The following is a 20,424-nucleotide window of genomic DNA, read 5'->3' as shown; positions in this document are numbered from 1 at the left end:
CGGTTTGTGAAGAACAGCGGTTCGAGGCCGTTATCCCTCGTTTTCGATCTTGCGGGTAATCACCCACTGCTGGGCAATGGAAAGAATGTTGTTGGTCAGCCAGTACAACACCAGACCCGCCGGGAACCACAGCATGAACACGGAGAATACCACCGGCATCCACTTCATCACCTGGGCCTGCATGGGGTCAGCCGGGGTCGGGTTGAGACGGGTCTGCAGGAACATGGAAGCGCCCATCAGGATCGGCAGCACAAAGTACGGATCCATCACCGACAGATCGTTGATCCACAGGAAGAACGGTGCCTGGCGCAGTTCCACGGATTCCAGCAGCACATAGTAAAGCGCGATAAACACCGGCATCTGAACCAGCATGGGCAGACAACCACCCAGCGGGTTGATCTTTTCGCGCTGGAACAACTTCATGGTTTCCATCTGCGCTTTCTGCTTGTCGTTCTTGTTCTGCTCCTTGATGCGCTGCATTTCCGGCGCCACCTTGCGCATTTTCGCCATGGAGCGATAGCTGGTGGCACTGAGCTTGAAGAAGATCGCCTTGATAGTGAGCGTAAGCAGGATAATCGCCACACCCCAGTTACCGACGCCCATTCCAATGTCGATATCCATGCCGAACACGGACACTTCACCACTCTGCAGGAATACCAACAGGGCAAAGATCGGCTGGGAAATAAACCACAACCAGCCGTAATCCACGGTCATGTTCAGGCCGGGGCTAATCGCTTCCAGCTTGTCCTGCTGCTTGGGACCGGCATAGACCTCAGCGTAGAGCACTTTCTCTTCACCCGGTGCCACCTTGATGGTGGGCGATACGAAGCGCAGCAGGTACTGGCCGCGCTTTTCCAGATGCACACTGGAGTAATGGTTTTTTTGCTGGGCATCGGGTATCCAGGCAGACACAAAGTAGTGCTGCGCCATGGCCAGCCAGCCACCCTGGACCGTCAGGTCCAGCGGGTTTTCCGCCATTTCTTCAAAATCGAGTTTGTTATAAGGCGTTTCGCTGTCCCAGTAGGCGCCACCCAGATAGGTGGGCATGGGAATAAAACCACTATTGGACAGGCCGGGATCTTCACTGCCATCACGCTTGATCTGGCCATACAAGGCACCGGACCACTCGCTGTTGCCCTGGTTACGAACAATATGGCTGACACGCACCAGATAGCTGCCACGCTCGAAGGTGAAACGCTTGACCAGCTCGGCGCCATTATCCTGACGCAAGGTCAGGTCCACGTTCAGTTCCTGGGTGCCTTCATCCAGCTGGTAGCTCTGTTTGGCTGCACTCCACCGTGGACGGCCGGCGCTGGAATCGGTGCCGTTCTTGCCAATCAGACCGCTCTGGGCCACATAGGTGCGGCTGGCATCCTGCTCGAGCAACACGAAGGGCTGGTCCGGGGTATCCACATGATGAGGGTACTCAGGCAATGCCAGGCGAACGATATCGCCACCCTGAGGATCGATTTCCACCCGCAGCACATCGGTGTTGACCCGAATGCGTTCCTGGCGAGCTGTGGTTTCAGTGGATTCGGAAGAAGGGGCGTCAACCTGCTCTGTCTGGGCAGAGGGAATACCGTTATCCACATCGTCTGCCTGGGGGGAAGGCAGGTCGAGTCCGTCGCCATTGCCTTGCGCGCTCTGCGCAACCTCCTCAACGGGGGCTGGCTGGGTCGGGTTGGCATAATCCTGTTGCCAGGCCTGAATCATCAGGTAGGAAACGATGGCAATGCCGGTAATTACAAGGGCGCGCTGGATTTCCATAACAGACTATTCTGTGGCGAGAAAAACGGGCCGCAGTTTCTCAAGCTTGCCCGCACTTAGCAAGCAGCTTGTCGAATAGCTTGCCAAGCTGGTCGGTGACTTCTGCAGGGTCCGGGTGATCCACACGTCCGCGAACCAGCAAAATAATGTCCAGACCTGCCAGCTGCGCCTGCCGCAAGCGGAACTGTTCCCGGGCTCTGCGTTTGACGCAGCCACGGTCGACGGCACGTTTGGCGCGCTTGCGACCAATCACCAATCCCAACCGGGGCAGAGCCTGCTGGTTGGGACAAGCCAACAGCAGAAACGCCGCATTCCCCACCTTCCATCTGGAGTGGTCGAATACGGTCTGATATTGGGGTCCGGTGAGAAGTCTGTGCTGGCGGGTAAAAGCCCGGTTTGTTGGCACTGTTACCTCAGCCAGGAGGGCAGAGTAAAACGGTTGGCTCAGGCAGCCAACCGCTTACGACCCTTGGCACGACGAGCGGCCAGGATTTTGCGACCGTTTTTGGTCGCCATGCGAGCACGGAAACCGTGGGCACGTTTGCGCTTGAGTACGCTGGGCTGAAATGTGCGTTTCATGGTGTCTTCCCCATGGAATGAGACAGCAATTGGAAGGCCGGCAAGTCTAGGGAAAGCGAAATCCCCTGTCAATCGGCTTTTCAGGCAAGTTCAAGGCGTGCTGGAGAGAACTGTTAATAGAACTTAAATATTTAAATGTTTTTTGTAGTAGTGGTTATTATAGGGGAAGCCGTTTTTTGTGGGTAAGTGGATTTAATCCATTTGAATCAACAATTTAGCTCGTTGATAACTTGCGTACCACTGTGTGTAAGTACTGGGGACGAGCAGGGGACGAGCTGTCATTAAATGTGGGTATAAGTTGTTCCTGTAGTTGTCCACCGGGTTGTACCTGTATCCCCACACAGGGTTATGGCCCTAGTTATCCACAGAAATAAAGCCGGAAAAATCCTGGCTGTCCTGTGGATAGTTATCGCTTGGAGGGGGTAGAATGACGGGCTCGATTCCGGTTCATTGACCGAATTTTCATTCAGTTCATAAAAGACGATTCAGGGCCTGAGAGTGCCGCTGGACTGTGATTTCTGTCGCGGTCGGGCCCCGTGTTCTTGTTCTTCCTGCCTCAGTGGAGGGAGGCGGAGCACAGTATCGTTTCAGGATAATAAGGCGTGTGCGTGTCTGAAGAGCTCTGGCAACGCTGCCTGACTCGACTCGAGGATGAGTTGCCGTCACAGCAGTACAATATGTGGATTCGGCCATTACAGGTGGCTGCATCTGCCGATGGCGCCGAGCTGACGCTGTTTGCACCCAATCGGTTTGTGGTGGACTGGGTTCGTGACAAGTACATGGACCGCATCGGCGAGGTGCTGGGCGAGCTACAAACCGGCGCACTTCCCCAGTTGCGACTGGAGGTAGGCTCCAGCCGGATGCCTGCGCCGTCAGCCCAGTCATCATCTCCCGCCCCTGCGAGCCCCGCTACGCCATCTTCTGGCCATATGCGCACACCGGAGCTGGCAGAGAGTAAACCGCAGCCTACGGCGCTGGGAGGTGCCCGCAAACATCGTAGCAATCTCAATACCGGGTTCACCTTTGCTACGTTTGTGGAAGGCAAGTCCAATCGCATGGCGGCGGCGGCGGCCCAACAGGTAGCGGAGAACCCGGCCAGCCACGGCTACAACCCTCTGCTGTTGTACGGGGGCGTGGGCCTGGGTAAGACCCACTTGATGCATGCGGTGGGCAATGAATTGCTACGACGCAATCCCAACGCCAAGGTGGTTTATCTACATAGTGAGCGTTTTGTGGCGGACATGATCTCGGCCCTGCGCAACAAGACCATCAATGAGTTCAAGCGCTTCTATCGCTCGGTGGATGCGCTACTGATTGATGATATTCAATTCTTTGCAGGTAAGGAGCAGTCCCAGGAAGAGTTCTTCCACACCTTCAATGCGCTGCTGGAAAATGGCCAGCAGATCATTCTTACCTGTGACAAGTTTCCCAAGGAAGTGGATGGTCTCGAGGAGCGGCTCAAGAGTCGGTTTGGCTGGGGGCTGTCCCAGCCCATGGAGCCGCCGGAGCTGGAAACCCGGGTAGCGATCCTGAAAAAGAAGGCGGAAGAAGCCAAGGTCGATCTGCCCAATGATGCAGCCTTCTTTATTGCGCAACGAATCCGTTCTAATGTACGGGAACTGGAAGGGGCGCTGCGCCGGGTGATTGCTCATGTGCGGTTTACCGGTGCACAGATCGATATCGGCCTGATCAAGGAAGCGTTGAAGGATCTGATTGCCCTGCAGGCGCGGCAGATCAGCATCGACAATATCCAGCGTGTGGTGGCCGAGTACTACAAGATCAAGATCAATGACCTGCTCTCTCCACGGCGGACCCGTTCGGTGGCGAGACCGCGCCAGGTGGCCATGGCCTTGTCCAAGGAATTGACCAGCCACAGCCTGCCGGAGATCGGTGAAAATTTTGGTGGCCGTGATCACACCACCGTGTTGCATGCCTGTCGCAAGGTATTGCAGCTACGGGAATCCAATCCGGAAATCGAGGAAGACTATCAGAGCCTGTTACGGACGCTGACGTCCTGACGGGGAAGCCCGACCCAGTGGCTGGTTCGGTGCATAGTAAAGGAAGGGCCTGGGAGCCTCTGGCCCAAATAACCAGAACGGGAAAGCGCGATGAAATTCTCAATCAATAGAGAACAACTGCTCAAGCCCCTGCAACAGGTGGCTGCAGTGGTGGAAAAACGGCAGACCCTGCCGGTGCTGTCCAATGTCCTGCTGGAAGTGGGAGATGGTCAGCTTTCCATGACAGGCACCGATCTGGAGCTGGAGCTGGTGGCTCGCCTGCCCCTGGAGGGGGAGCATCAGGCCGGGGAAACCACGGTGCCGGCCCGCAAGCTGGTGGATATTGCCAAGAGCCTGCCGGCGGAAGCTGACATCCGTTTCGAGGTGGATGGTGAGCGCATGCTGGTTCGTTCTGGTCGCAGCCGTTTTACCCTCTCTACCCTGCCCGCTTCCGAATTTCCCAACCTGGAAGAAGACGCTGCCGGTTCCAGCCTGGATATTCAGCCAGGCGTGTTGCGCAGCCTGATTGATCGTACCGCTTTCTCCATGGCCCAGCAGGACGTGCGCTATTACCTCAATGGCATGCTGTTCGAACTGAAGCCGGGCCGTCTTCGCGCCGTGGCTACCGATGGCCACCGTCTCGCCCTGTGCGATGCGGAACTGGATGTGCCGGTGGAAGAGGCCTCAGTGATTCTGCCGCGTAAAGGCGTCATGGAGTTGTCTCGCATTCTGGGCGATGCCGGTGAAAATGCCCGCCTGACCGTGGGCCGCAACCATGTTCGCATCGTGGTGGGCGCCATCACTTTTACCTCCAAGCTGGTAGATGGCAAGTTCCCCGAGTACGACCGGGTGATCCCCAAGGAAGGCTCGCGCACCATCATTGCTGACCGGGAAACTCTGCGCCAGGCCCTGGCTCGGGTGGCGATTCTGTCCAATGAGAAATACCGGGGTGTGCGGGTGCAGCTGTCTGAAGGCAGCCTGCGTATCGTGGCCAACAACCCGGAGCAGGAAGAAGCGGAAGAGGAAGTATCCGTGGACTTCAATGGTCAGCCCCTGGAGATTGGCTTCAATGTCAGCTACCTGTTAGACGTGCTTAACACCATGGCTGGTACCCAGGCGGAGCTGGAAATGGGTGACAGCAACAGCAGTGCCCTGGTGCTGGACCCGGAGAGCAAGGCAGCCCTGTATGTTGTCATGCCCATGCGGCTGTGATCCGCAGCCCTTCCTTGTTCCTCCTAAATACCCGGCCATCGCGCCGGGTATTTTTTTGCCCAGAATGATTTACCACAGAAGACTCAGAGCACACTGAGAGTAAACGCTTTTCCAATGAATGCTGTGGTCTCTGGAGCGAAAATGGTTTTCCTCCGTGATCTCTGCCCCTCTGTGGTGGAAACAGGTTTTAGTATCATCGCCCCTGCGCTCTCCCTGGGCTACAATCGGTGCAGTCATTTCTTGCCGCTGTGGCGGCTTCCCTGGTTGTTGTGGGTGGATTCCTTTCTATGTTGAGCCGTCTCCAGCTTGGAGATTTTCGCAATTACCGCCAGTTGGATATTGCCCTCTCCCCTTCCCTCAATGTGATTCTTGGTGATAACGGCAGTGGCAAGACCAGCCTGTTGGAAGCCATCTATTTCATTGGTAGCGGGGGGCGGTCGTTCCGTGGCGGCAGGCTGTCCCGGCTGGTCCGAGACGGTGCGCAAGCGGCCACCCTGTATGCAGAAGTGGCGGCCGGCGAGAAGAGCCATCGCTTGGGCGTTCGCCGTACTCCGGGTGGTATTGATGCCATTAAACTCAACGGGGAGACCCCGAAGGCTCTGAGTGAAGTGGCCGGCCTGCTGCCTGTCCTGGCCCTGCACCCCACGTCGGTGGAGTTGGTTTTTGGGGCTTCAGCCCTGCGTCGGCGGTTTATGGACTGGGGAATGTTCCACGTGGAACATGAATTCATGCCGGTATGGCGCACTGCTTCTGCGGCCCTGAAGCAACGGAACGCCCTACTCCGTACCGGGCGTCCGAACCCCCGTGAACTGGGGTTTTGGGACCAGCAACTGGCGCAGACTTCTGATAGAATCGAAGGGTTGCGTCGTAGCTATCTGCAAGCCCTGCAGGCAGGGCTGGATACAGTGTTGTCTCATCTGGCACCGGAGCTGAAAATCCGGGTGCAGCTACAGACGGGACTGCATAAAGACGAGAGCTATGCAGATGCCCTGTCTCGCCTCCGTCCGGACGACATCCGGCGTGGGTTCAGTCAGGCAGGGTTTCATCGCAGCGATATTCGTATTGAAACCCGGGGAGTGGTGGCGCGAGATCGCCTTTCCCGGGGCCAGGCCAAGCTGGTTGCCTATGGCCTGGTGCTGGCTCAGTTGCCCTTGATCAGCCAGGCGGGGAAAGTGTGTACCCTGCTGGTAGACGATCTGGCCGCAGAGCTGGACGAAGAACACCGTAATCAGATGCTGGGGTATCTGGCCTCCACCGGTCACCAGACCCTGATTACTGCACTGGATCAGCCCCAATGGGAGGCTGTGGTGCAACAGAACCAAGCGTTACGGGCGATCGAGAGCAAAATGTTCCACGTGGAACATGGCCAGCTTCGGCCCCTCACCGGGAGTGAATAAGGAAATACCATGGCGGAGAAAAATTACGATTCATCCAGCATCAAGGTGCTGAAAGGGTTGGACGCCGTTCGCAAGCGCCCTGGCATGTACATCGGGGATACGGATGATGGCACTGGCCTGCACCATATGGTCTTCGAGGTGGTGGATAACTCCATCGATGAAGCATTGGCTGGTCACTGTTCCGAGATCAAGGTGGTTATCCACCCGGATGAATCCGTGTCCGTCCAGGACGATGGCCGGGGTATTCCCGTGGACATGCACGAAGAAGAAGGCATGTCCGCCGCCGAAGTGATCATGACCGTGCTGCATGCCGGGGGTAAGTTCGACGACAACAGCTACAAGGTGTCCGGCGGCCTCCATGGTGTGGGCGTTTCCGTCGTGAATGCCTTGTCTGAAGAGCTGAAGCTGACCATTCGCCGTAACGGCCAGGTCCACGAGCAGCTCTACCGCCACGGTGTACCAGCGATGCCGCTGGAAGTGGTGGGCAATACCGACAGTAGCGGGACGGCCATTCACTTCCGCCCTTCTCCGGAAACGTTTACCAATATCAAGTTTCACTACGACATTCTGGCCAAGCGTCTGCGGGAACTGAGCTTCCTGAACTCCGGGGTGCGTATTCACCTGCTGGACGAACGTAATGGTGAAGAGGATGTGTTCGAGTATGACGGCGGTTTGAGTGCCTTCGTCAGCTATCTGAACCAAAACAAGACGCCCCTGAACCAGGTGTTCCACTTCCAGTTCGACCGGGAAGAAGACGGCATCGCTGTGGAAGTGGCCATGCAGTGGAACGATTCCTACCAGGAAAACCTGTTCTGCTTTACCAATAACATCCCCCAGCGGGATGGCGGTACTCACCTGGCGGGTTTCCGCGCTGCCCTCACCCGTACGCTGAACAGCTATATGGAGAAGGAAGGGCTGCTCAAGAAGGAAAAGGCCAACCCCACCGGTGATGATGCCCGTGAAGGCCTCACCGCGGTGATTTCCGTGAAGGTGCCGGATCCCAAGTTCTCTAGCCAGACCAAAGACAAGCTGGTCTCGTCCGAAGTGAAAAGTGCGGTCGAACAGACCATGGGTGAGCTGTTCCAGGATTATCTGCTGGAAAATCCCCAGGAAGCCAGGGCTATTTCCGCGAAGATCATCGATGCGGCCCGTGCCCGGGATGCGGCGCGCAAGGCGCGGGAAATGACCCGTCGTAAGGGTGCCCTGGATATTGCCGGCCTGCCCGGCAAACTGGCGGACTGCCAGCAGAAAGACCCTGCCCTCTCCGAACTCTATATTGTGGAGGGTGATTCTGCGGGGGGCTCTGCCAAACAGGGCCGCGACCGCAAGAATCAGGCGATCCTGCCGCTCAAGGGCAAGATCCTTAACGTGGAAAAGGCACGTTTCGACAAGATGCTTTCTTCCCAGGAAGTGGGCACCCTGATCACCGCTCTGGGCTGCGGGATCGGCCGCGACGAATACAACGTTGAAAAGCTCCGCTATCACCGCATCATCATCATGACCGATGCGGACGTGGATGGTTCTCACATCCGCACCCTGCTGCTGACGTTCTTCTTCCGTCAGATGCCTGAGCTGATTGAACGGGGCTATATCTACATTGCCCAGCCGCCACTCTACAAGGTCAAGAAAGGCAAGCAGGAGACCTATCTGAAGGATGATCCGGCCATGGAGGAGTACTTGACCACCCTGGCGTTGGAAAAAACCGCCCTTTATCCCGGTGACGATGCGCCGCCAATCAGCGGTGAGCCCCTGGCCAAACTGATCGCGGAATACCGCAACGTGATGAAGATCGTTGATCGTCAGTCCCGGGTTTTCCCCAAGGAAGTGCTTGAGCAGATGATCTATATGCCTTCGGTCAGCGAAGAAGGCCTGAAGGATCAGGCGGGCATGGAAGATTGGTGTCAGGTTCTCGGTAAACGGGTAGATGCCATTACCGATGCGACCCAGACCTTTACCATTACCGCTGCTCGGGACGAGGAACGTGGCCTGTACTTGCCACGTGTGCAAGTACTCGCTCACGGTGTACCCCGTGAATACCGTGTCACTCTGGATTTCCTGCAGTCGCCGGATTATCAGAAGATCAAGGCACTGGGGGAAACCCTGGAAGGCCTGCTGGCCGCCGATGCCTATATCCAGCGTGGCGAAACGCAGCGCCCTATCCGGCACTTCGCCGACGCCCTGGACTGGCTGATGATTCAGGCCCGCCGTGGCACCAGCTTCCAGCGCTACAAGGGGCTGGGGGAAATGAACGCGGAGCAGCTGTGGGAAACCACCATGGACCCGGAAAGCCGGCGTATGCTGCAGGTCACCATTGAGGACGCTATCGCCGCAGACCAGATCTTTACCTGCCTGATGGGTGATGATGTGGATCCGCGTCGGAAGTTTATCGAGTCCAATGCGCTTCAGGTCTCCAATCTGGATGTCTGATACAGAGTCATTTTTGTCGTAACGAAAAAGGAAAAGGGGCCGTTTGGCCCCTTTTTTGTTTCGCCCTCCTCGCTTCCCTTTCTTCCTGATCGCCGTCTGCAATCGTAAAAGCTGCTATGAACAATATTCAATTTGTAACTGTGTGCGTGTAGTTTGTAAGCATAACTGGCGTTCATGATGGCCGGCGCCCCTGGTGGCCGAACAAAGGTGTCGAGAATTATCCGGACTCTCTTTGCCCGGACTGCCCGCTGCTATATGGCGGCAATGTGAGGACCGGTAAAACCTCTATGGTGATTAGGGATGAAAGGAGTCGCATGGTGAAAAAGGAAAAGGATGACTGCAGCCATAAGCGTCGCAGGACAAACCTGTTAAGCCAGTTGCCGCTGACGGGTATCACTGGCCTGTTGCTATTGGCAATGGTGACGGTATTGATTCCGGCCTGTCAGGCGCTCACGGCATCGGTTGGCCAGGAAGGCACATTGCCGAATAACCGGTTACCGGCGGGGTTAAGGGGGTAACCTGGAATAAGCCCGCCCATAAAAAAAGCGAACCGTCAGGGTTCGCTTTTTTTGTCGCGTATTGGGTAAACGTTGTCGTTTACTCGACCGCGAAATCTTCCAGCTTGGCGCCCTTCTCCAGTGCGCCCTGCAGCCACAGTGGGCGCTTGCCACGACCGGTCCAGGTGTTGCTGCTGTCGTTCGGATCGCGGTATTTCACCTTGGCCGGACGACGCACACCGGTTTTCTTCTTGGCGGCTTTTTTGCGGGTGGTTTTCTTTTTGCTGGCGGTATCCTTCAGCAATGCTTCCGGAGAAACGCCCAGATCCTTGGCCATTTTCTCAAGTACCGCCTGAGCATTCTTCAGCTCTGCCTTGCGCTTCTTGTCCAGTGCGGTTTCTGCTTGCTTGATCAGTTTTTCCAGTTCATCAACGGAAAGTTCATCAAGATTAATGCTCATTGAGTAGCCCTTGTTATCGATGATTAACAGCGGCACAAACTCTAGTTATTTTACCCGGGAAAGGCAATTAAACTCGTGGCAGATGGGCAATTTAAAAACGATTTTAAAAACTATTGAGGGTAATGCTGGTGAATCCAGTTTTCAGCTTCTTCGGTAACCTGTTTTGCCTTTTTACCGTCACTGCTAATCGGCGGGCTGATGCGCAAGGTAATCGTACCGGGTAAACGCATCCAGGAACGCGCTGGCCAGCAATTGCCACTGTTATGGGTAATGGCCACAACCGGGACGCCAGACTGGCAGGCCAGCATGGAGCCACCATGATTGAACTTGCCCAGGGTACCCGGTGCCTGACGAGTGCCTTCCGGGTAAATCACTACGGGGATACCCGCTTGCAAGCGTTGCTTGCCTTGCTGCAGTACGGATTTGAGTGCCGCACTGCCATTGCTGCGATTGATGGTAATGGGCTTGAGCAGGGCCAGGCCCCAGCCGAAGAAAGGCAGCCACAGTAACTCGCGTTTGAGCACGGTGGCCTGTGGCTTGATCAGCAATTGCATATAAAAGGTTTCAAAACTGCTCTGGTGATTGGCCAATACCACGAAAGCCCCGGAAGGTAGATTCTCACGCCCTTCCACCTGAATGCGCACGCCGTTTAGTCGTTGTAGCAGCCACATGGCAAAGCCGGTCCACAGATTGACGAAATTATAGCGACGGCGGTAGGGAAGGAAGGGGCCAATCAGGACGCAGAAGACACTGTGAATAATGCCGGCCAGGTTATACAGCACAAAAAAAAGCACGCTGCGGATCTTGATCGACAGCGAATAATGCGTGTGCTGGGTCATGCCTAATCCTTCAAAATATGATCCGTAAAATCCGCCAGGGAATCGTAGATTTCGACATGACCCAGCGCAGTCGGCAAGCCCTTGTCCTGTGTCTTTGCGCCCTTCCCGGTTAATACCAGTACCGGTTGGCAACCACGGGCTACCCCGGCTTCCAGGTCACGTAGGCTATCACCAATCAGGGGCGCGCCGGTGACATCGCCATACTCGGTAACAATCTGGTCGATCAGGCCGGGGGCCGGTTTGCGGCAGTCGCAACCGTCGTCCGGTCCGTGGGGACAATAAAACACCTTGCCCATCTCTCCGCCCGCTTCACGGACCAGAGTCGCCAGCCGTTCATGCATGGTGTCCAGCGTCGCCACCGAAAAATAGCCCCGGGCAATACCGGACTGGTTGGTGGCCACCACCACGGTATAGCCTGCCCGGCTGAGGCGGGCGATGGCGTCAATGCTGCCCGGTAATGGAATCCACTCGTCCAGGGTCTTGATATAGGCGTCCGAGTCTTCGTTGATGACGCCGTCGCGGTCGAGGATGATGAGGTTGTTCATGGATATCCCTGTCTGCAATAACCGTAGGAGCCAGCCTGCTGGCGATGGGGGAAGTCGCGAGTGACGAGTTGCGAGGAGCGAACCCCGGTTTTCGAAACTCGTTACTCGTACCTCGTCACTGTGTTTGCCCTCTGCTGGTATTGGCCGGGTTCCTACAGGAAAGCATTGTTTCGTTTTTAAAAACAACAAAGGCCGCTATAAAGCGGCCCTTGTTTTCTAGCGTACTTGCGTGAAGCGTGTTGCGTGCAAGCGCCAATTCACTCCTGCAACAGACTGATATCCGCCACATTCAGGAACAGGTCGCGCAGGAAGGCCAGCAGGGCCAGGCGGTTGTTGCGCACCGCTTCATCTTCCGCCATTACCATGACGGTGTCGAAAAAGGCATCCACCGGCTCACGCAGCTCAGCCAGCATTTCCAGCACGCCCTGATAGTCGCCTTTTTCCAGCAGCGGCTCGGACTGCTCGTAGCTGGCTACTACCAGGTTGGTGAGGGTCTGCTCGGCCTCGTCTTCCAGCAGGGCGCCGTCGATTTCTTCCGGCGGTGCCTTGTCCAGTTTGGCAAGGATGTTGGACACCCGCTTGTTGGCGGCGGCCAGGGCCTGGGCTTCTTCCCGTGGCTGGAAGGCGGCAACCGCTTTCACCCGGCGATCGAAATCCAGCGGTTTGCGGCAGGCATCGTCGATGGCCAGCACCGACAGGATCACCGGGGTAGCAATGCCCTGCTCCTGGTAGATGGCCCGGTAGCGACCCTTGATAAACTCGAACGCTTCCGCAGCCTCGGCGCGGTTGATGCGCAGCTCCAGCTGGTCACCGGCCTTCTCCAGCAGGTGCTGCAGGTCCACATCCAGCTGGTTTTCGATGATGATACGCAGCACACCCAGGGTGGCGCGACGCAGGGCGTAGGGGTCCTTGGTACCGCTGGGCTTCTGGCCGATGCCGAAGATGCCCACCAGGGTATCGATCTTGTCGGCAAGCGACACGGCCATGCCGGTCTTGCTCTGCGGCAGCTTGTCGCCGGCAAAGCGTGGCAGATATTGCTCGTAGAGCGCCTGAGCCACCTCTTCCGGCTGGCCTTCCAGGCGCGCCAGATAGAAACCCATGATGCCCTGCATGGTGTCGAATTCACCGACCATCTCGCTGTTCAGGTCAGCCTTGCTCAGCTCGCCGGCCAGCTTTGCCTGCTCGGCATCGCCACCGATCTGCTCGGCGATAATGGCAGCCAGTGCCCCAATACGCGCGCACTTGTCGGCCACGGTGCCCAGCTGTTGTTGGAACACCACATTGGCCAGCCCCTTGCCGTGCTGGGCCAGGGTCTTCTTGCAATCGTTGTCGTAGAAGAAGGCCGCATCCGCCAGACGAGGGCGAATCACCTTCTCGTTGCCGTGGATCACCTGATGGGGGTCCTTGGACTGGATATTGCTGATGGTGATGAAGCGCGGCATCAGCTTGCCGTTGGCATCCAGTACCGAGAAATATTTCTGGTGCTCTTCCATGGCGCTGATCAGGGCTTCCTGGGGCACACGCAGGAAATCCTGGTCGAAGCTGCCCATCAGGGCGAGAGGCCATTCCACCAAGGCGGTGACTTCGTTGAGCAGGTCCGGGTCGATCTGCGCGGTACCGCCCGCTTCCTCACCGGCGGCGATGGCCTGTTCTTCAATCAGGGCCTTGCGGCGGGCGAAGTCAGCGATCACATGACCGTCTTTTTCCATGCGCTCGGCGTACTCGCTGGCAGTCGCTAGCTCGATGGCGCCGGGGGCATGGAAACGGTGGCCGTAACTGGTGCGACCGGATTGCAGATCCAGCAGCTCGAAGGGCACCACATCGTCACCGAACAGGGCCACCAGCCAGTGGGCCGGGCGCACGAATTGCACCTTGCGTTTGCCCCAGCGCATGCGCTTGGGAATCGGCAGCTTCTGTACCGCCTGGGCAAAGAAGTCGGGAATCAGCTCGGCGGCGGGTTTGCCCTTCTCGGTGATCTGCGCCACCAGGCGCTCCCCTTTGCCGGTGTCCTGACGACCCAGCTGGTCCACGGTCAGACCCAGTGAGGACGCAAACCCTTGCGCAGCCTTGGTGGGGTTACCGTCCTTGTCGAAGGCGGCCTGCACGGCCGGGCCCTGGCGTTCGATGTCGCGATCCGCCTGCTTGTCATCCAGGCCACGCACCAGCACGGCCAGACGGCGCGGGGCGGCAAAGCTTTCTACCTCACCGTGGTTGAGGCCAGCTTCATCCAGTTGGCGGACAAATTCTTCCGTCAGCGCCGCACTCAGAGTGGGCAGCGCCTTGGGGGGGAGTTCTTCGGTGCCAAGTTCAATCAGCAAATCCCGGGACATTATTGCTTCCCCTTCTTTTTGGCGGCCTGTTTTGCGGCCTTTTCATCCTGCTTTTTCAATTCCGTCTCCACTTCCTCGCGGATGGCGGCATCCGCCATGGGGAAACCCAGCGAACGACGCTTGTCGAAGTAGGCCTGGGCCACGGCCCGGGCCAAGGTGCGCACACGGAGAATAAAGCGCTGACGTTCGGTGACGGAGATGGCCTTGCGGGCATCCAGCAGGTTGAAGGTATGGGAGGCTTTCAGCACATACTCATAGGCGGGCAACGGCAGACCGGCCTCGATCAGTTTGGTGGATTCGCCCTCAAACAGGTCGAACTGCTTGAACAGCTCGTCCACATTGGCGTGTTCGAAGTTGAACGTGGACATCTCGATTTCGTTCTGCAGGAACACATCACCGTAGGTGACCTTGCCGAACGGACCATCGGACCACACCAGGTCGTAGACCGAGTCCACCCCCTGAATGTACATGGCCAAACGTTCCAGGCCGTAAGTGATCTCGCCGGTGACCGGGTAACAGTCGATGCCGCCCACCTGCTGGAAGTAGGTGAACTGGGTGACTTCCATGCCGTTCAGCCACACTTCCCAGCCCAGACCCCAGGCACCCAGGGTCGGTGATTCCCAGTTGTCTTCCACAAAGCGGATATCGTGGACCAGCGGATCAAAACCCAGCATGCGCAGGGACCCCAGATACAGCTCCTGGATAGCGTCCGGGGACGGCTTCAGTACCACCTGGAACTGGTAATAGTGCTGCAGCCGGTTGGGGTTTTCCCCGTAGCGGCCGTCGGTGGGCCGGCGGGAAGGCTGCACATAGGCACTGTTCCAGTTTTCCGGGCCGATGGCGCGCAGGAAGGTGGAGGGATGAAAGGTGCCCGCGCCCACTTCCATATCCAGGGGCTGTACAACGACGCACCCCTGTTCGGCCCAGTACTGTTGCAGGGCCAGAATCAGGCCCTGGAATGTCATGATGTCCGTCTGCGGTTGTTCCGCCATGCTGAATCCTGTTGTTCGAGTTCGATTGCCGCGAAAGCCGCCAAGTATACCGGGCCGACCGGGCCGGTGATACCGCTGGCCGGACCCCTACTGACAGCAGGGTGTCAGGAGTGAACCGGTAGAATGACGCACCAGGCCGGCTCGGGTAATGTCGATGGCCAGAGAGGCATAACCAGTGCGATAACAGGGAAGGATCATGCGACGCGCGGAACGCTTGTTTCAGATCGTGCAGATTATCGGAGCCAGCCAGTGGACCACCGCCCAGGCACTGGCGCAGCGGTTGGCGGTATCGGAACGGACCATCTATCGGGATATCGATCACCTTTCCGCCAGTAGCGTGCCCATCTATTCCCAGGCGGGCAAAGGCTATGCGTTGCTGGAGGGCTACCAGCTGCCGCCGCTGATGTTCAGCGTGGAAGAATGGCAGGCCCTGCTCACCGGCCTGGCCATGGCCCAGGGCTGGGCCGGTCAGCGCCAGGCACAAGCCCTGCGGGCGGTGCAGGAAAAACTGGCCATGGCGGTGCCGGCCCAGTTGCGCGCCATGACGCCACCGGTGAGCGCCCCGCCGCTACCGGAACGGCGCATGCTTGGCGCCATGCTCGATCCGCTGCAGCAGGCCATCGCTGAACGGGCCAAGGTGCGTCTGCATTACCGGGATTTGCAAGAGCAGCACAGCAAAAGGGTGATCTGGCCCCTGGGGCTGTATTTCTGGGGCCACTGTTGGACCCTGGCGGGCTGGTGCGAACTGCGTGGTGCCTTCCGCCATTTCCGGGTGGACCGCATCGTTATCCTGCAGACCCTGGAAGATAGCTACCCGGTACGCGCGGGCCAGACCCTGGCCGATTACGAAGCGTCCTTTGACTGCCACACAACCGAAGAGAAAAGCGATGAACGACCGCTGTCCCTGGTGCGGGGATGACCCGCTCTACCAGCACTACCACGACCATGAGTGGGGTGTCCCCGAGTACGACGACCGGGCCCTGTTCGAATGCCTGAATCTGGAAGGCGCCCAGGCCGGTTTGAGCTGGATTACCGTGCTGCGCAAGCGCGAGCACTATCGCAAGGTATTCGATGGTTTCGACGCGGAAAAGATCGTTCGCTACGACGACCACAAGGTAGCCGCCCTGCTCCAGGATGCGGGGATTATTCGCAACCGTCTGAAAGTGGCTGCCACCATCGGCAACGCCCGCTCCTATCTGGCCCTGCGTGATGAAGGCCTGACCTTGAGTGATTTTCTCTGGGACTTTGTCGATGGAAGCCCGCAGATCAATCACTTCCGCACCATGCAGGAGGTGCCCGCTTCCACCTCGGTGGCAGAGACCATGAGCAAGGCCCTGAAAAAACGCGGCTTCAAATTTGTCGGCCCGACCATCGTCTACGCCTTCATGCAGGCCACCGGCATGGTCAACGATCACCTCACCACCTGCCCGCGACATCGGGATCTCCGATAACGCCTTAACCTTTTCCGTAGGAGCGTCGCTGGCGGCGCGATAACCCAAAACCTGAAAAGACGGATTTACCACAGAGGACACAGAGATCACCGAGGAAAAGACGGGTTTTTCTCTGTGATCTCTGTGTCCTCTGTGGTGAAAATGCTTTTGATCCTGGTCTTTTATCGCGCCGCCAGCGACGCTCCTACAAAGAGGCTTAGAGCACCTGAAAAGTTGGTACAGCCCTTGCTCTGTATAAAGGAAACCAGACAAGGACAGTACGGTGGAAAGGCCATGAATCACAGCAAACCCATCGCCATCATCAAGACCGGCAGCACCTTCCCGCAGATCAGCGCCCATTACGGTGACTTCGAGGCCTGGATACACCGGGGACTGGGGTCGGCCACCGGTGTCATGGTGATTGATGCGCAACGGGGTGGGCCGTTGCCTGCCCTGAGCGAACTGGCGGGTGTGGTCATTACCGGTTCTCACGCCATGGTGACTGATCAGGCGCCATGGATGCGGACGTTGATGCGCTGGTTATACATCCTGGTCCACGAGGCTGTGCAGGTGCCGGTCCTGGGATTGTGTTTTGGTCACCAGCTGCTGGCTCGCACCCTGGGTGGCGAAGTGGCGGATAACCCCATGGGTCTGGAAGTGGGCACCGTGGCCCTGCGATTGACCGGCGCCGGTCGACAGGATGCCCTGTTAGGCGCCATAGCCGGACACCCGTGGGCACAAGTGGTGCACCGTCAGTCAGTACTGACTCCGCCGCCCGGCGCCATGGTGCTGGCCAGCAACGGCCACGACGCCTGCCAGGCCTTCCGTTACGGGGACCGGGTCTGGGGAGTGCAGTTTCATCCGGAATTCAGCGCCGATGTGATGCGCGCCTACTTGCAGGCCTTGCGCGGTGAGGGCCTCACCCAGCAACAGGTGGACAGTCATCTGCCGGAAGTGCGCGAATGCGACGATGCCAGCACCATCCTGGGTCGGTTTGCGCGGCTCACGGCGGCGCAGGTGGCGTAACGAACTTTTTCTGTAGGAGCGTCGCTGGCGGCCCCCCGATGGAGCCTGCCAAGCTCTGATATTCCTGATCGCCCTGCGGGCGATTTCCACGCTGACGCGTGGTTCGCCCCTCGAGAGGAGTTATTCGCTTCGCTCACCCTTCGGGCCGCACGGAACTACGTGCGTTACTCCGCTACGCTACGTTCCTACAGCGGCTTCAAAACAGCTAGGGGCAGCATGATCCACGGGTTATCGCCAACGCTCCTACCGAAAACCCCCGCTTTACTCGCCCTGGCCTGAACCAAACACCGCGCCGATCAGCGCACTGCCCTGCTGCATGGGGTTCTGGCGGATCAGAGATTCCTGCTCGCCGATGCGGGTATAGAGCTCGTCCATGCTGTTGTCGATGACGTAGCTTTCCAGGTTCATATTGGGTTTGTTAGTGAGTGGCAACTTATCGTACACCGCAAGCAGGCTCTTGTACTGGTCGTAGAAGCCGGTCTTTTTCAGGTTGTCTTCCACAATCGGCTGGTAGCGCTGGCGCAGGCTGCTCTCGGTCTGCCCACGGAAATAGGAGGTAGCCGCCGTATCGCCGCCGCGAATAATCCCCAGGGCATCGTTGACGCTCATATTGGAGATGGCCTGTTTGAACACCGGCGCCGCTTCCGCCACCGCCTGCTCCGCCCCCCGGTTCATGGCAGTTTCCACCTTGTCCACATAGCTGCCGAAGCCGAACTGGCGCAGGGTATCAGCCACCGGCTGGGCGGCGGCGGGAAGTTGCAGATTGAACGCACCGGTCTGGGAGAGCTGGGTACTGGCCCGGTCGGTGCCGGTGATCAGGGCTTCCTTGATGCCTGAGGCCAGTTTCGAGTCGGTGTCATAGCCGGCGTTCTTGGCCATCTGGTTACCCATGTCCACCCAGGGCATCGCGCCTTCCATGGTCTTGCAGCCGCTCAATACCAGTAGCCCCACCAGAACCCAAAGCTGTTTCATGCCACTTACTCCTTATGATTTGCGGCCAATGCTACTGCATTCCAGGCTGGCTGCTAAACTCGTATTGTTAATTGTAGGAGCGGCGCTTGAGCCGCGAACCATACTTGCGAGGTCTCTGCAGGCAGATTCGCGGCTCAAGCGCCGCTCCTAGGATATATCGAGAGTGCCATGACTCACCCCGACTACCGCGAACAACACAAGAAACGCCTGGCCTACATGCCCTGGTTGTACGGTCGCCTGAAAGCGAAGCACCGGGCCTGGGCAGAGCCCTGGCAGCGGGATATCCAGCAGAGCCTGATGGCGCTGGAGACTGTTCGCTTCGGGGAGGACTGCTTTGTGGCGCCCCAGGCGGTACTGTTGGCTGAGCCGGGTCGCGACATTATCGTGGCTGATGGCAGCCAGATCGCTGCAGATTGTGTTATTCATGGCCCGGTCCGTCTGGGCGAACGGGTCAGCCTCAACCACCATGTGACCCTGGATGGCGGGGCCGCCGGGATCCACATCGGCGACGACAGCCGCATCGCCGCCTACTGCACCCTCTATGCCTTCAATCACGGTCTCGACGCAGACCGTCTGGTTCGTGAGCAGCCGGTGACTTCGAAGGGTATCCGCATCGGCCGGGATGTGTGGATCGGGGCCCGGGTCGGCATTGTTGATGGCGTTACCATTGGCGACCATGCGGTGGTTGGCATGGGTGCCGTGGTGACCCGGGATGTGGAACCCTGGACCATTGTCGCCGGCAACCCGGCCCGACCGGTGGGCCGTCGCCCCGGAGGCGCCTGACCTTCCTGGCTTTATTGCTCTCTCCTGCTATTGAACACCTCGCCACATAATCGGTAACACCCTGTTTGTTGAACAATGTTTAGCAATGCTGTTTATTAAACATCGTTAAACAAACAACGATAGAGACCGAGAGGGAACACCCATGGACGAGAGCGCGATTCAACGCCATTCCGGCGGCTGGCTGTTCTACGTGAAGGCGGCCTTTGGCATCAGCCTGGGTCTGATGATTCTGGGCATCGTCTGGCTGCCCACTGACCTGTGGATCAAGGGCTACCTGGTGATGGGCATCATGTTCGTGGTGGGCTCCACCATCACCCTAGCCAAGACCCTGCGCGACGACCACGAGGCACGGCGACTGATCAACCGCATCAGTGAGGCGAAGACCGAACGCCTGCTCAAGGAATACACGGATTAGACCGATAACAATCCCGAGGAGAATGCTCATGGCGACCGCCTGGAATAAACTGAAAACCCTGATGCGCGGCCAGGCCCGTGTCAGCATGGAACAGATCGTCAATGCCAACGACATGCTGTTGCTCGACCAGCAGCTCTATGAAACCGAACAGTCCCTGCGTGATGCCCGCCGGCAGCTGGCGCGGTTGATGGCCGAGCAAAAGCTTAACCGCCGTCGCAGCGACGAGCTGCTCGGTCAGATAGGCTATTACGAAAACGGTGCCCGTCAGGCCCTGGCTGCCAGCGAAGAAACGCTGGCCCTGGATATCGGCAAACGGCTGGCGGATCTGGAACAGCAACAGGCTCGTCTGGAACAACAGGGCATTGCCCTCAACCAGCAGGAAGCGGAATACCAGCGCTTCATCCAGCAAGCGGCGGACCAGCTGAAAACCCTGCGCCACGAGCAGTCCCTGGCCAGAACCCAGGACGCCCTGTGTGGGCAGAGTCAGAATCGGCATGCTCAGGGGCGCGGTCTTGCCGAACGACTCAGCGACAGCAAACAGACGCTGCAGCAAATCCAACAACGGCAGGAAGAATGCCGTTTGTTGTGGCACAGTGAGATCCACTGTGACTGGCAGACTGGCGAGAGTCAGATCGATAGTCTGGACAGGCGCATGGCCGATGCCGGCATCGGTGACAGTCAGACCGAGCGGGCGCGGGTGATTCTGGCCAGGTTGCAACCGTCCTGAATCAGATCATCCGTCGCAGCTACCGAACG

The 20,424-nt window shown here is 58.1% G+C and carries 20 protein-coding genes; 11 read left to right on the top strand and 9 right to left on the bottom strand.

Features of this window, described 5'->3' with window-relative positions; translation table 11 throughout:
• Nucleotides 1-30 precede the first annotated feature (30 nt).
• The 3 genes from yidC to rpmH are packed head-to-tail and all read right to left on the bottom strand — an operon-like array spanning nt 31 to nt 2,346.
• Complete coding sequence (gene yidC / locus ACFE0K_RS07930) at nt 31-1,767, bottom strand: membrane protein insertase YidC (protein ID WP_434535551.1); 1,737 nt, start codon at nt 1,765-1,767, stop codon at nt 31-33.
• Between the two features lie 40 nt (nt 1,768-1,807).
• On the bottom strand, nt 1,808-2,173 hold the full coding sequence (gene rnpA / locus ACFE0K_RS07925) for a ribonuclease P protein component (RefSeq protein WP_434535550.1): 366 nt from the start codon (nt 2,171-2,173) through the stop codon (nt 1,808-1,810).
• A 38-nt stretch (nt 2,174-2,211) separates the two neighbouring features.
• Nucleotides 2,212-2,346 carry a 50S ribosomal protein L34 gene (rpmH, locus tag ACFE0K_RS07920; protein ID WP_011590025.1) on the bottom strand — a complete coding sequence of 45 codons (135 nt, stop codon included), beginning with the start codon at nt 2,344-2,346 and terminating at the stop codon, nt 2,212-2,214.
• A gap of 608 nt (nt 2,347-2,954) precedes the next feature.
• Between rpmH and dnaA the strand changes: the two genes are divergently transcribed.
• From dnaA to ACFE0K_RS07895, 5 genes are all read left to right on the top strand, one after another.
• Complete coding sequence (gene dnaA, locus ACFE0K_RS07915) at nt 2,955-4,364, top strand: chromosomal replication initiator protein DnaA (protein WP_434535549.1); 1,410 nt, start codon at nt 2,955-2,957, stop codon at nt 4,362-4,364.
• Nucleotides 4,365-4,454: 90 nt separating this feature from the next.
• Nucleotides 4,455-5,555: a DNA polymerase III subunit beta gene (gene dnaN / locus ACFE0K_RS07910; RefSeq protein ID WP_035245693.1), complete on the top strand. Its 1,101-nt coding sequence runs from the start codon at nt 4,455-4,457 to the stop codon at nt 5,553-5,555.
• A 287-nt stretch (nt 5,556-5,842) separates the two neighbouring features.
• A complete protein-coding gene (gene recF / locus ACFE0K_RS07905; RefSeq protein ID WP_434535548.1) occupies nt 5,843-6,952 on the top strand; it encodes a DNA replication/repair protein RecF in 1,110 nt (369 codons plus the stop codon).
• Nucleotides 6,953-6,961: 9 nt separating this feature from the next.
• Nucleotides 6,962-9,379, top strand: coding sequence for a DNA topoisomerase (ATP-hydrolyzing) subunit B (gene gyrB / locus ACFE0K_RS07900; RefSeq protein ID WP_434535547.1), 2,418 nt, complete (start codon nt 6,962-6,964; stop codon nt 9,377-9,379).
• Between the two features lie 314 nt (nt 9,380-9,693).
• Nucleotides 9,694-9,897, top strand: coding sequence for a hypothetical protein (locus ACFE0K_RS07895; protein WP_434535546.1), 204 nt, complete (start codon nt 9,694-9,696; stop codon nt 9,895-9,897).
• A 79-nt stretch (nt 9,898-9,976) separates the two neighbouring features.
• Here ACFE0K_RS07895 and ACFE0K_RS07890 read toward each other — a convergent pair whose 3' ends face one another.
• The 5 genes from ACFE0K_RS07890 to glyQ all read right to left on the bottom strand — a co-directional run bounded on the left by ACFE0K_RS07890 (nt 9,977) and on the right by glyQ (nt 15,042).
• Entirely contained in the window at nt 9,977-10,336 is a 360-nt protein-coding gene (locus ACFE0K_RS07890; protein ID WP_434535545.1) for an H-NS family nucleoid-associated regulatory protein, read from the bottom strand.
• 110 nt (nt 10,337-10,446) lie between these two features.
• Nucleotides 10,447-11,175: a lysophospholipid acyltransferase family protein gene (locus ACFE0K_RS07885; RefSeq protein WP_434535544.1), complete on the bottom strand. Its 729-nt coding sequence runs from the start codon at nt 11,173-11,175 to the stop codon at nt 10,447-10,449.
• A gap of 2 nt (nt 11,176-11,177) precedes the next feature.
• Nucleotides 11,178-11,720, bottom strand: coding sequence for a D-glycero-beta-D-manno-heptose 1,7-bisphosphate 7-phosphatase (gene gmhB / locus ACFE0K_RS07880; RefSeq protein ID WP_434535543.1), 543 nt, complete (start codon nt 11,718-11,720; stop codon nt 11,178-11,180).
• Nucleotides 11,721-11,977: 257 nt separating this feature from the next.
• Nucleotides 11,978-14,050: a glycine--tRNA ligase subunit beta gene (gene glyS / locus ACFE0K_RS07875; RefSeq protein WP_434535542.1), complete on the bottom strand. Its 2,073-nt coding sequence runs from the start codon at nt 14,048-14,050 to the stop codon at nt 11,978-11,980.
• Complete coding sequence (gene glyQ, locus ACFE0K_RS07870; RefSeq protein ID WP_434535541.1) at nt 14,050-15,042, bottom strand: glycine--tRNA ligase subunit alpha; 993 nt, start codon at nt 15,040-15,042, stop codon at nt 14,050-14,052. The genes glyS and glyQ overlap by 1 nt, the downstream gene beginning before the upstream one ends.
• Nucleotides 15,043-15,238: 196 nt before the next feature.
• Between glyQ and ACFE0K_RS07865 the strand changes: the two genes are divergently transcribed.
• From ACFE0K_RS07865 to ACFE0K_RS07855, 3 genes are all read left to right on the top strand, one after another.
• Complete coding sequence (locus ACFE0K_RS07865; protein ID WP_434535540.1) at nt 15,239-15,961, top strand: helix-turn-helix transcriptional regulator; 723 nt, start codon at nt 15,239-15,241, stop codon at nt 15,959-15,961.
• A complete protein-coding gene (locus ACFE0K_RS07860; RefSeq protein ID WP_434535539.1) occupies nt 15,930-16,493 on the top strand; it encodes a DNA-3-methyladenine glycosylase I in 564 nt (187 codons plus the stop codon). Before ACFE0K_RS07865 ends, ACFE0K_RS07860 begins: the two co-directional genes overlap by 32 nt.
• A gap of 273 nt (nt 16,494-16,766) precedes the next feature.
• Nucleotides 16,767-17,498: a glutamine amidotransferase gene (locus ACFE0K_RS07855; RefSeq protein ID WP_434535538.1), complete on the top strand. Its 732-nt coding sequence runs from the start codon at nt 16,767-16,769 to the stop codon at nt 17,496-17,498.
• 261 nt (nt 17,499-17,759) lie between these two features.
• Here ACFE0K_RS07855 and ACFE0K_RS07850 read toward each other — a convergent pair whose 3' ends face one another.
• The gene (locus tag ACFE0K_RS07850) at nt 17,760-18,470 is read right to left on the bottom strand and encodes a DUF4197 domain-containing protein (protein ID WP_434535537.1); all 711 of its coding nucleotides are present in this window, start codon (nt 18,468-18,470) and stop codon (nt 17,760-17,762) included.
• A 168-nt stretch (nt 18,471-18,638) separates the two neighbouring features.
• On the opposite strand from ACFE0K_RS07850, the gene ACFE0K_RS07845 reads away from it, so the two are divergent.
• From ACFE0K_RS07845 to ACFE0K_RS07835, 3 genes are all read left to right on the top strand, one after another.
• Complete coding sequence (locus ACFE0K_RS07845; protein ID WP_434535536.1) at nt 18,639-19,253, top strand: acyltransferase; 615 nt, start codon at nt 18,639-18,641, stop codon at nt 19,251-19,253.
• Between the two features lie 142 nt (nt 19,254-19,395).
• Nucleotides 19,396-19,668, top strand: coding sequence for a YiaA/YiaB family inner membrane protein (locus ACFE0K_RS07840; RefSeq protein ID WP_290536940.1), 273 nt, complete (start codon nt 19,396-19,398; stop codon nt 19,666-19,668).
• Between the two features lie 28 nt (nt 19,669-19,696).
• Nucleotides 19,697-20,395 carry a PspA/IM30 family protein gene (locus ACFE0K_RS07835; protein WP_434535535.1) on the top strand — a complete coding sequence of 233 codons (699 nt, stop codon included), beginning with the start codon at nt 19,697-19,699 and terminating at the stop codon, nt 20,393-20,395.
• The last annotated feature ends 29 nt before the right edge of the window (nt 20,396-20,424 follow it).

It is taken from the genome of Alcanivorax sp. (assembly GCF_051117345.1).
In the GTDB taxonomy this organism is placed as follows: Bacteria; Pseudomonadota; Gammaproteobacteria; order Pseudomonadales; family Alcanivoracaceae; genus Alcanivorax.
This window is presented reverse-complemented; position numbering and strand designations above follow the sequence as displayed.

Coding starts and splice junctions, on each gene's coding strand:
- ACFE0K_RS07845 (WP_434535536.1), top strand. CDS start 18,639: ATGACTCACCCCGACTACCGCGAACAACACAAGAAACGCCTGGCCTAC.
- rpmH (WP_011590025.1), bottom strand. CDS start 2,346: ATGAAACGCACATTTCAGCCCAGCGTACTCAAGCGCAAACGTGCCCAC.
- ACFE0K_RS07895 (WP_434535546.1), top strand. CDS start 9,694: ATGGTGAAAAAGGAAAAGGATGACTGCAGCCATAAGCGTCGCAGGACA.
- yidC (WP_434535551.1), bottom strand. CDS start 1,767: ATGGAAATCCAGCGCGCCCTTGTAATTACCGGCATTGCCATCGTTTCC.
- glyS (WP_434535542.1), bottom strand. CDS start 14,050: ATGTCCCGGGATTTGCTGATTGAACTTGGCACCGAAGAACTCCCCCCC.
- glyQ (WP_434535541.1), bottom strand. CDS start 15,042: ATGGCGGAACAACCGCAGACGGACATCATGACATTCCAGGGCCTGATT.
- ACFE0K_RS07865 (WP_434535540.1), top strand. CDS start 15,239: ATGCGACGCGCGGAACGCTTGTTTCAGATCGTGCAGATTATCGGAGCC.
- ACFE0K_RS07885 (WP_434535544.1), bottom strand. CDS start 11,175: ATGACCCAGCACACGCATTATTCGCTGTCGATCAAGATCCGCAGCGTG.
- ACFE0K_RS07860 (WP_434535539.1), top strand. CDS start 15,930: ATGAACGACCGCTGTCCCTGGTGCGGGGATGACCCGCTCTACCAGCAC.
- recF (WP_434535548.1), top strand. CDS start 5,843: ATGTTGAGCCGTCTCCAGCTTGGAGATTTTCGCAATTACCGCCAGTTG.
- gmhB (WP_434535543.1), bottom strand. CDS start 11,720: ATGAACAACCTCATCATCCTCGACCGCGACGGCGTCATCAACGAAGAC.
- ACFE0K_RS07835 (WP_434535535.1), top strand. CDS start 19,697: ATGGCGACCGCCTGGAATAAACTGAAAACCCTGATGCGCGGCCAGGCC.
- ACFE0K_RS07850 (WP_434535537.1), bottom strand. CDS start 18,470: ATGAAACAGCTTTGGGTTCTGGTGGGGCTACTGGTATTGAGCGGCTGC.
- gyrB (WP_434535547.1), top strand. CDS start 6,962: ATGGCGGAGAAAAATTACGATTCATCCAGCATCAAGGTGCTGAAAGGG.
- dnaN (WP_035245693.1), top strand. CDS start 4,455: ATGAAATTCTCAATCAATAGAGAACAACTGCTCAAGCCCCTGCAACAG.
- ACFE0K_RS07890 (WP_434535545.1), bottom strand. CDS start 10,336: ATGAGCATTAATCTTGATGAACTTTCCGTTGATGAACTGGAAAAACTG.
- ACFE0K_RS07855 (WP_434535538.1), top strand. CDS start 16,767: ATGAATCACAGCAAACCCATCGCCATCATCAAGACCGGCAGCACCTTC.
- ACFE0K_RS07840 (WP_290536940.1), top strand. CDS start 19,396: ATGGACGAGAGCGCGATTCAACGCCATTCCGGCGGCTGGCTGTTCTAC.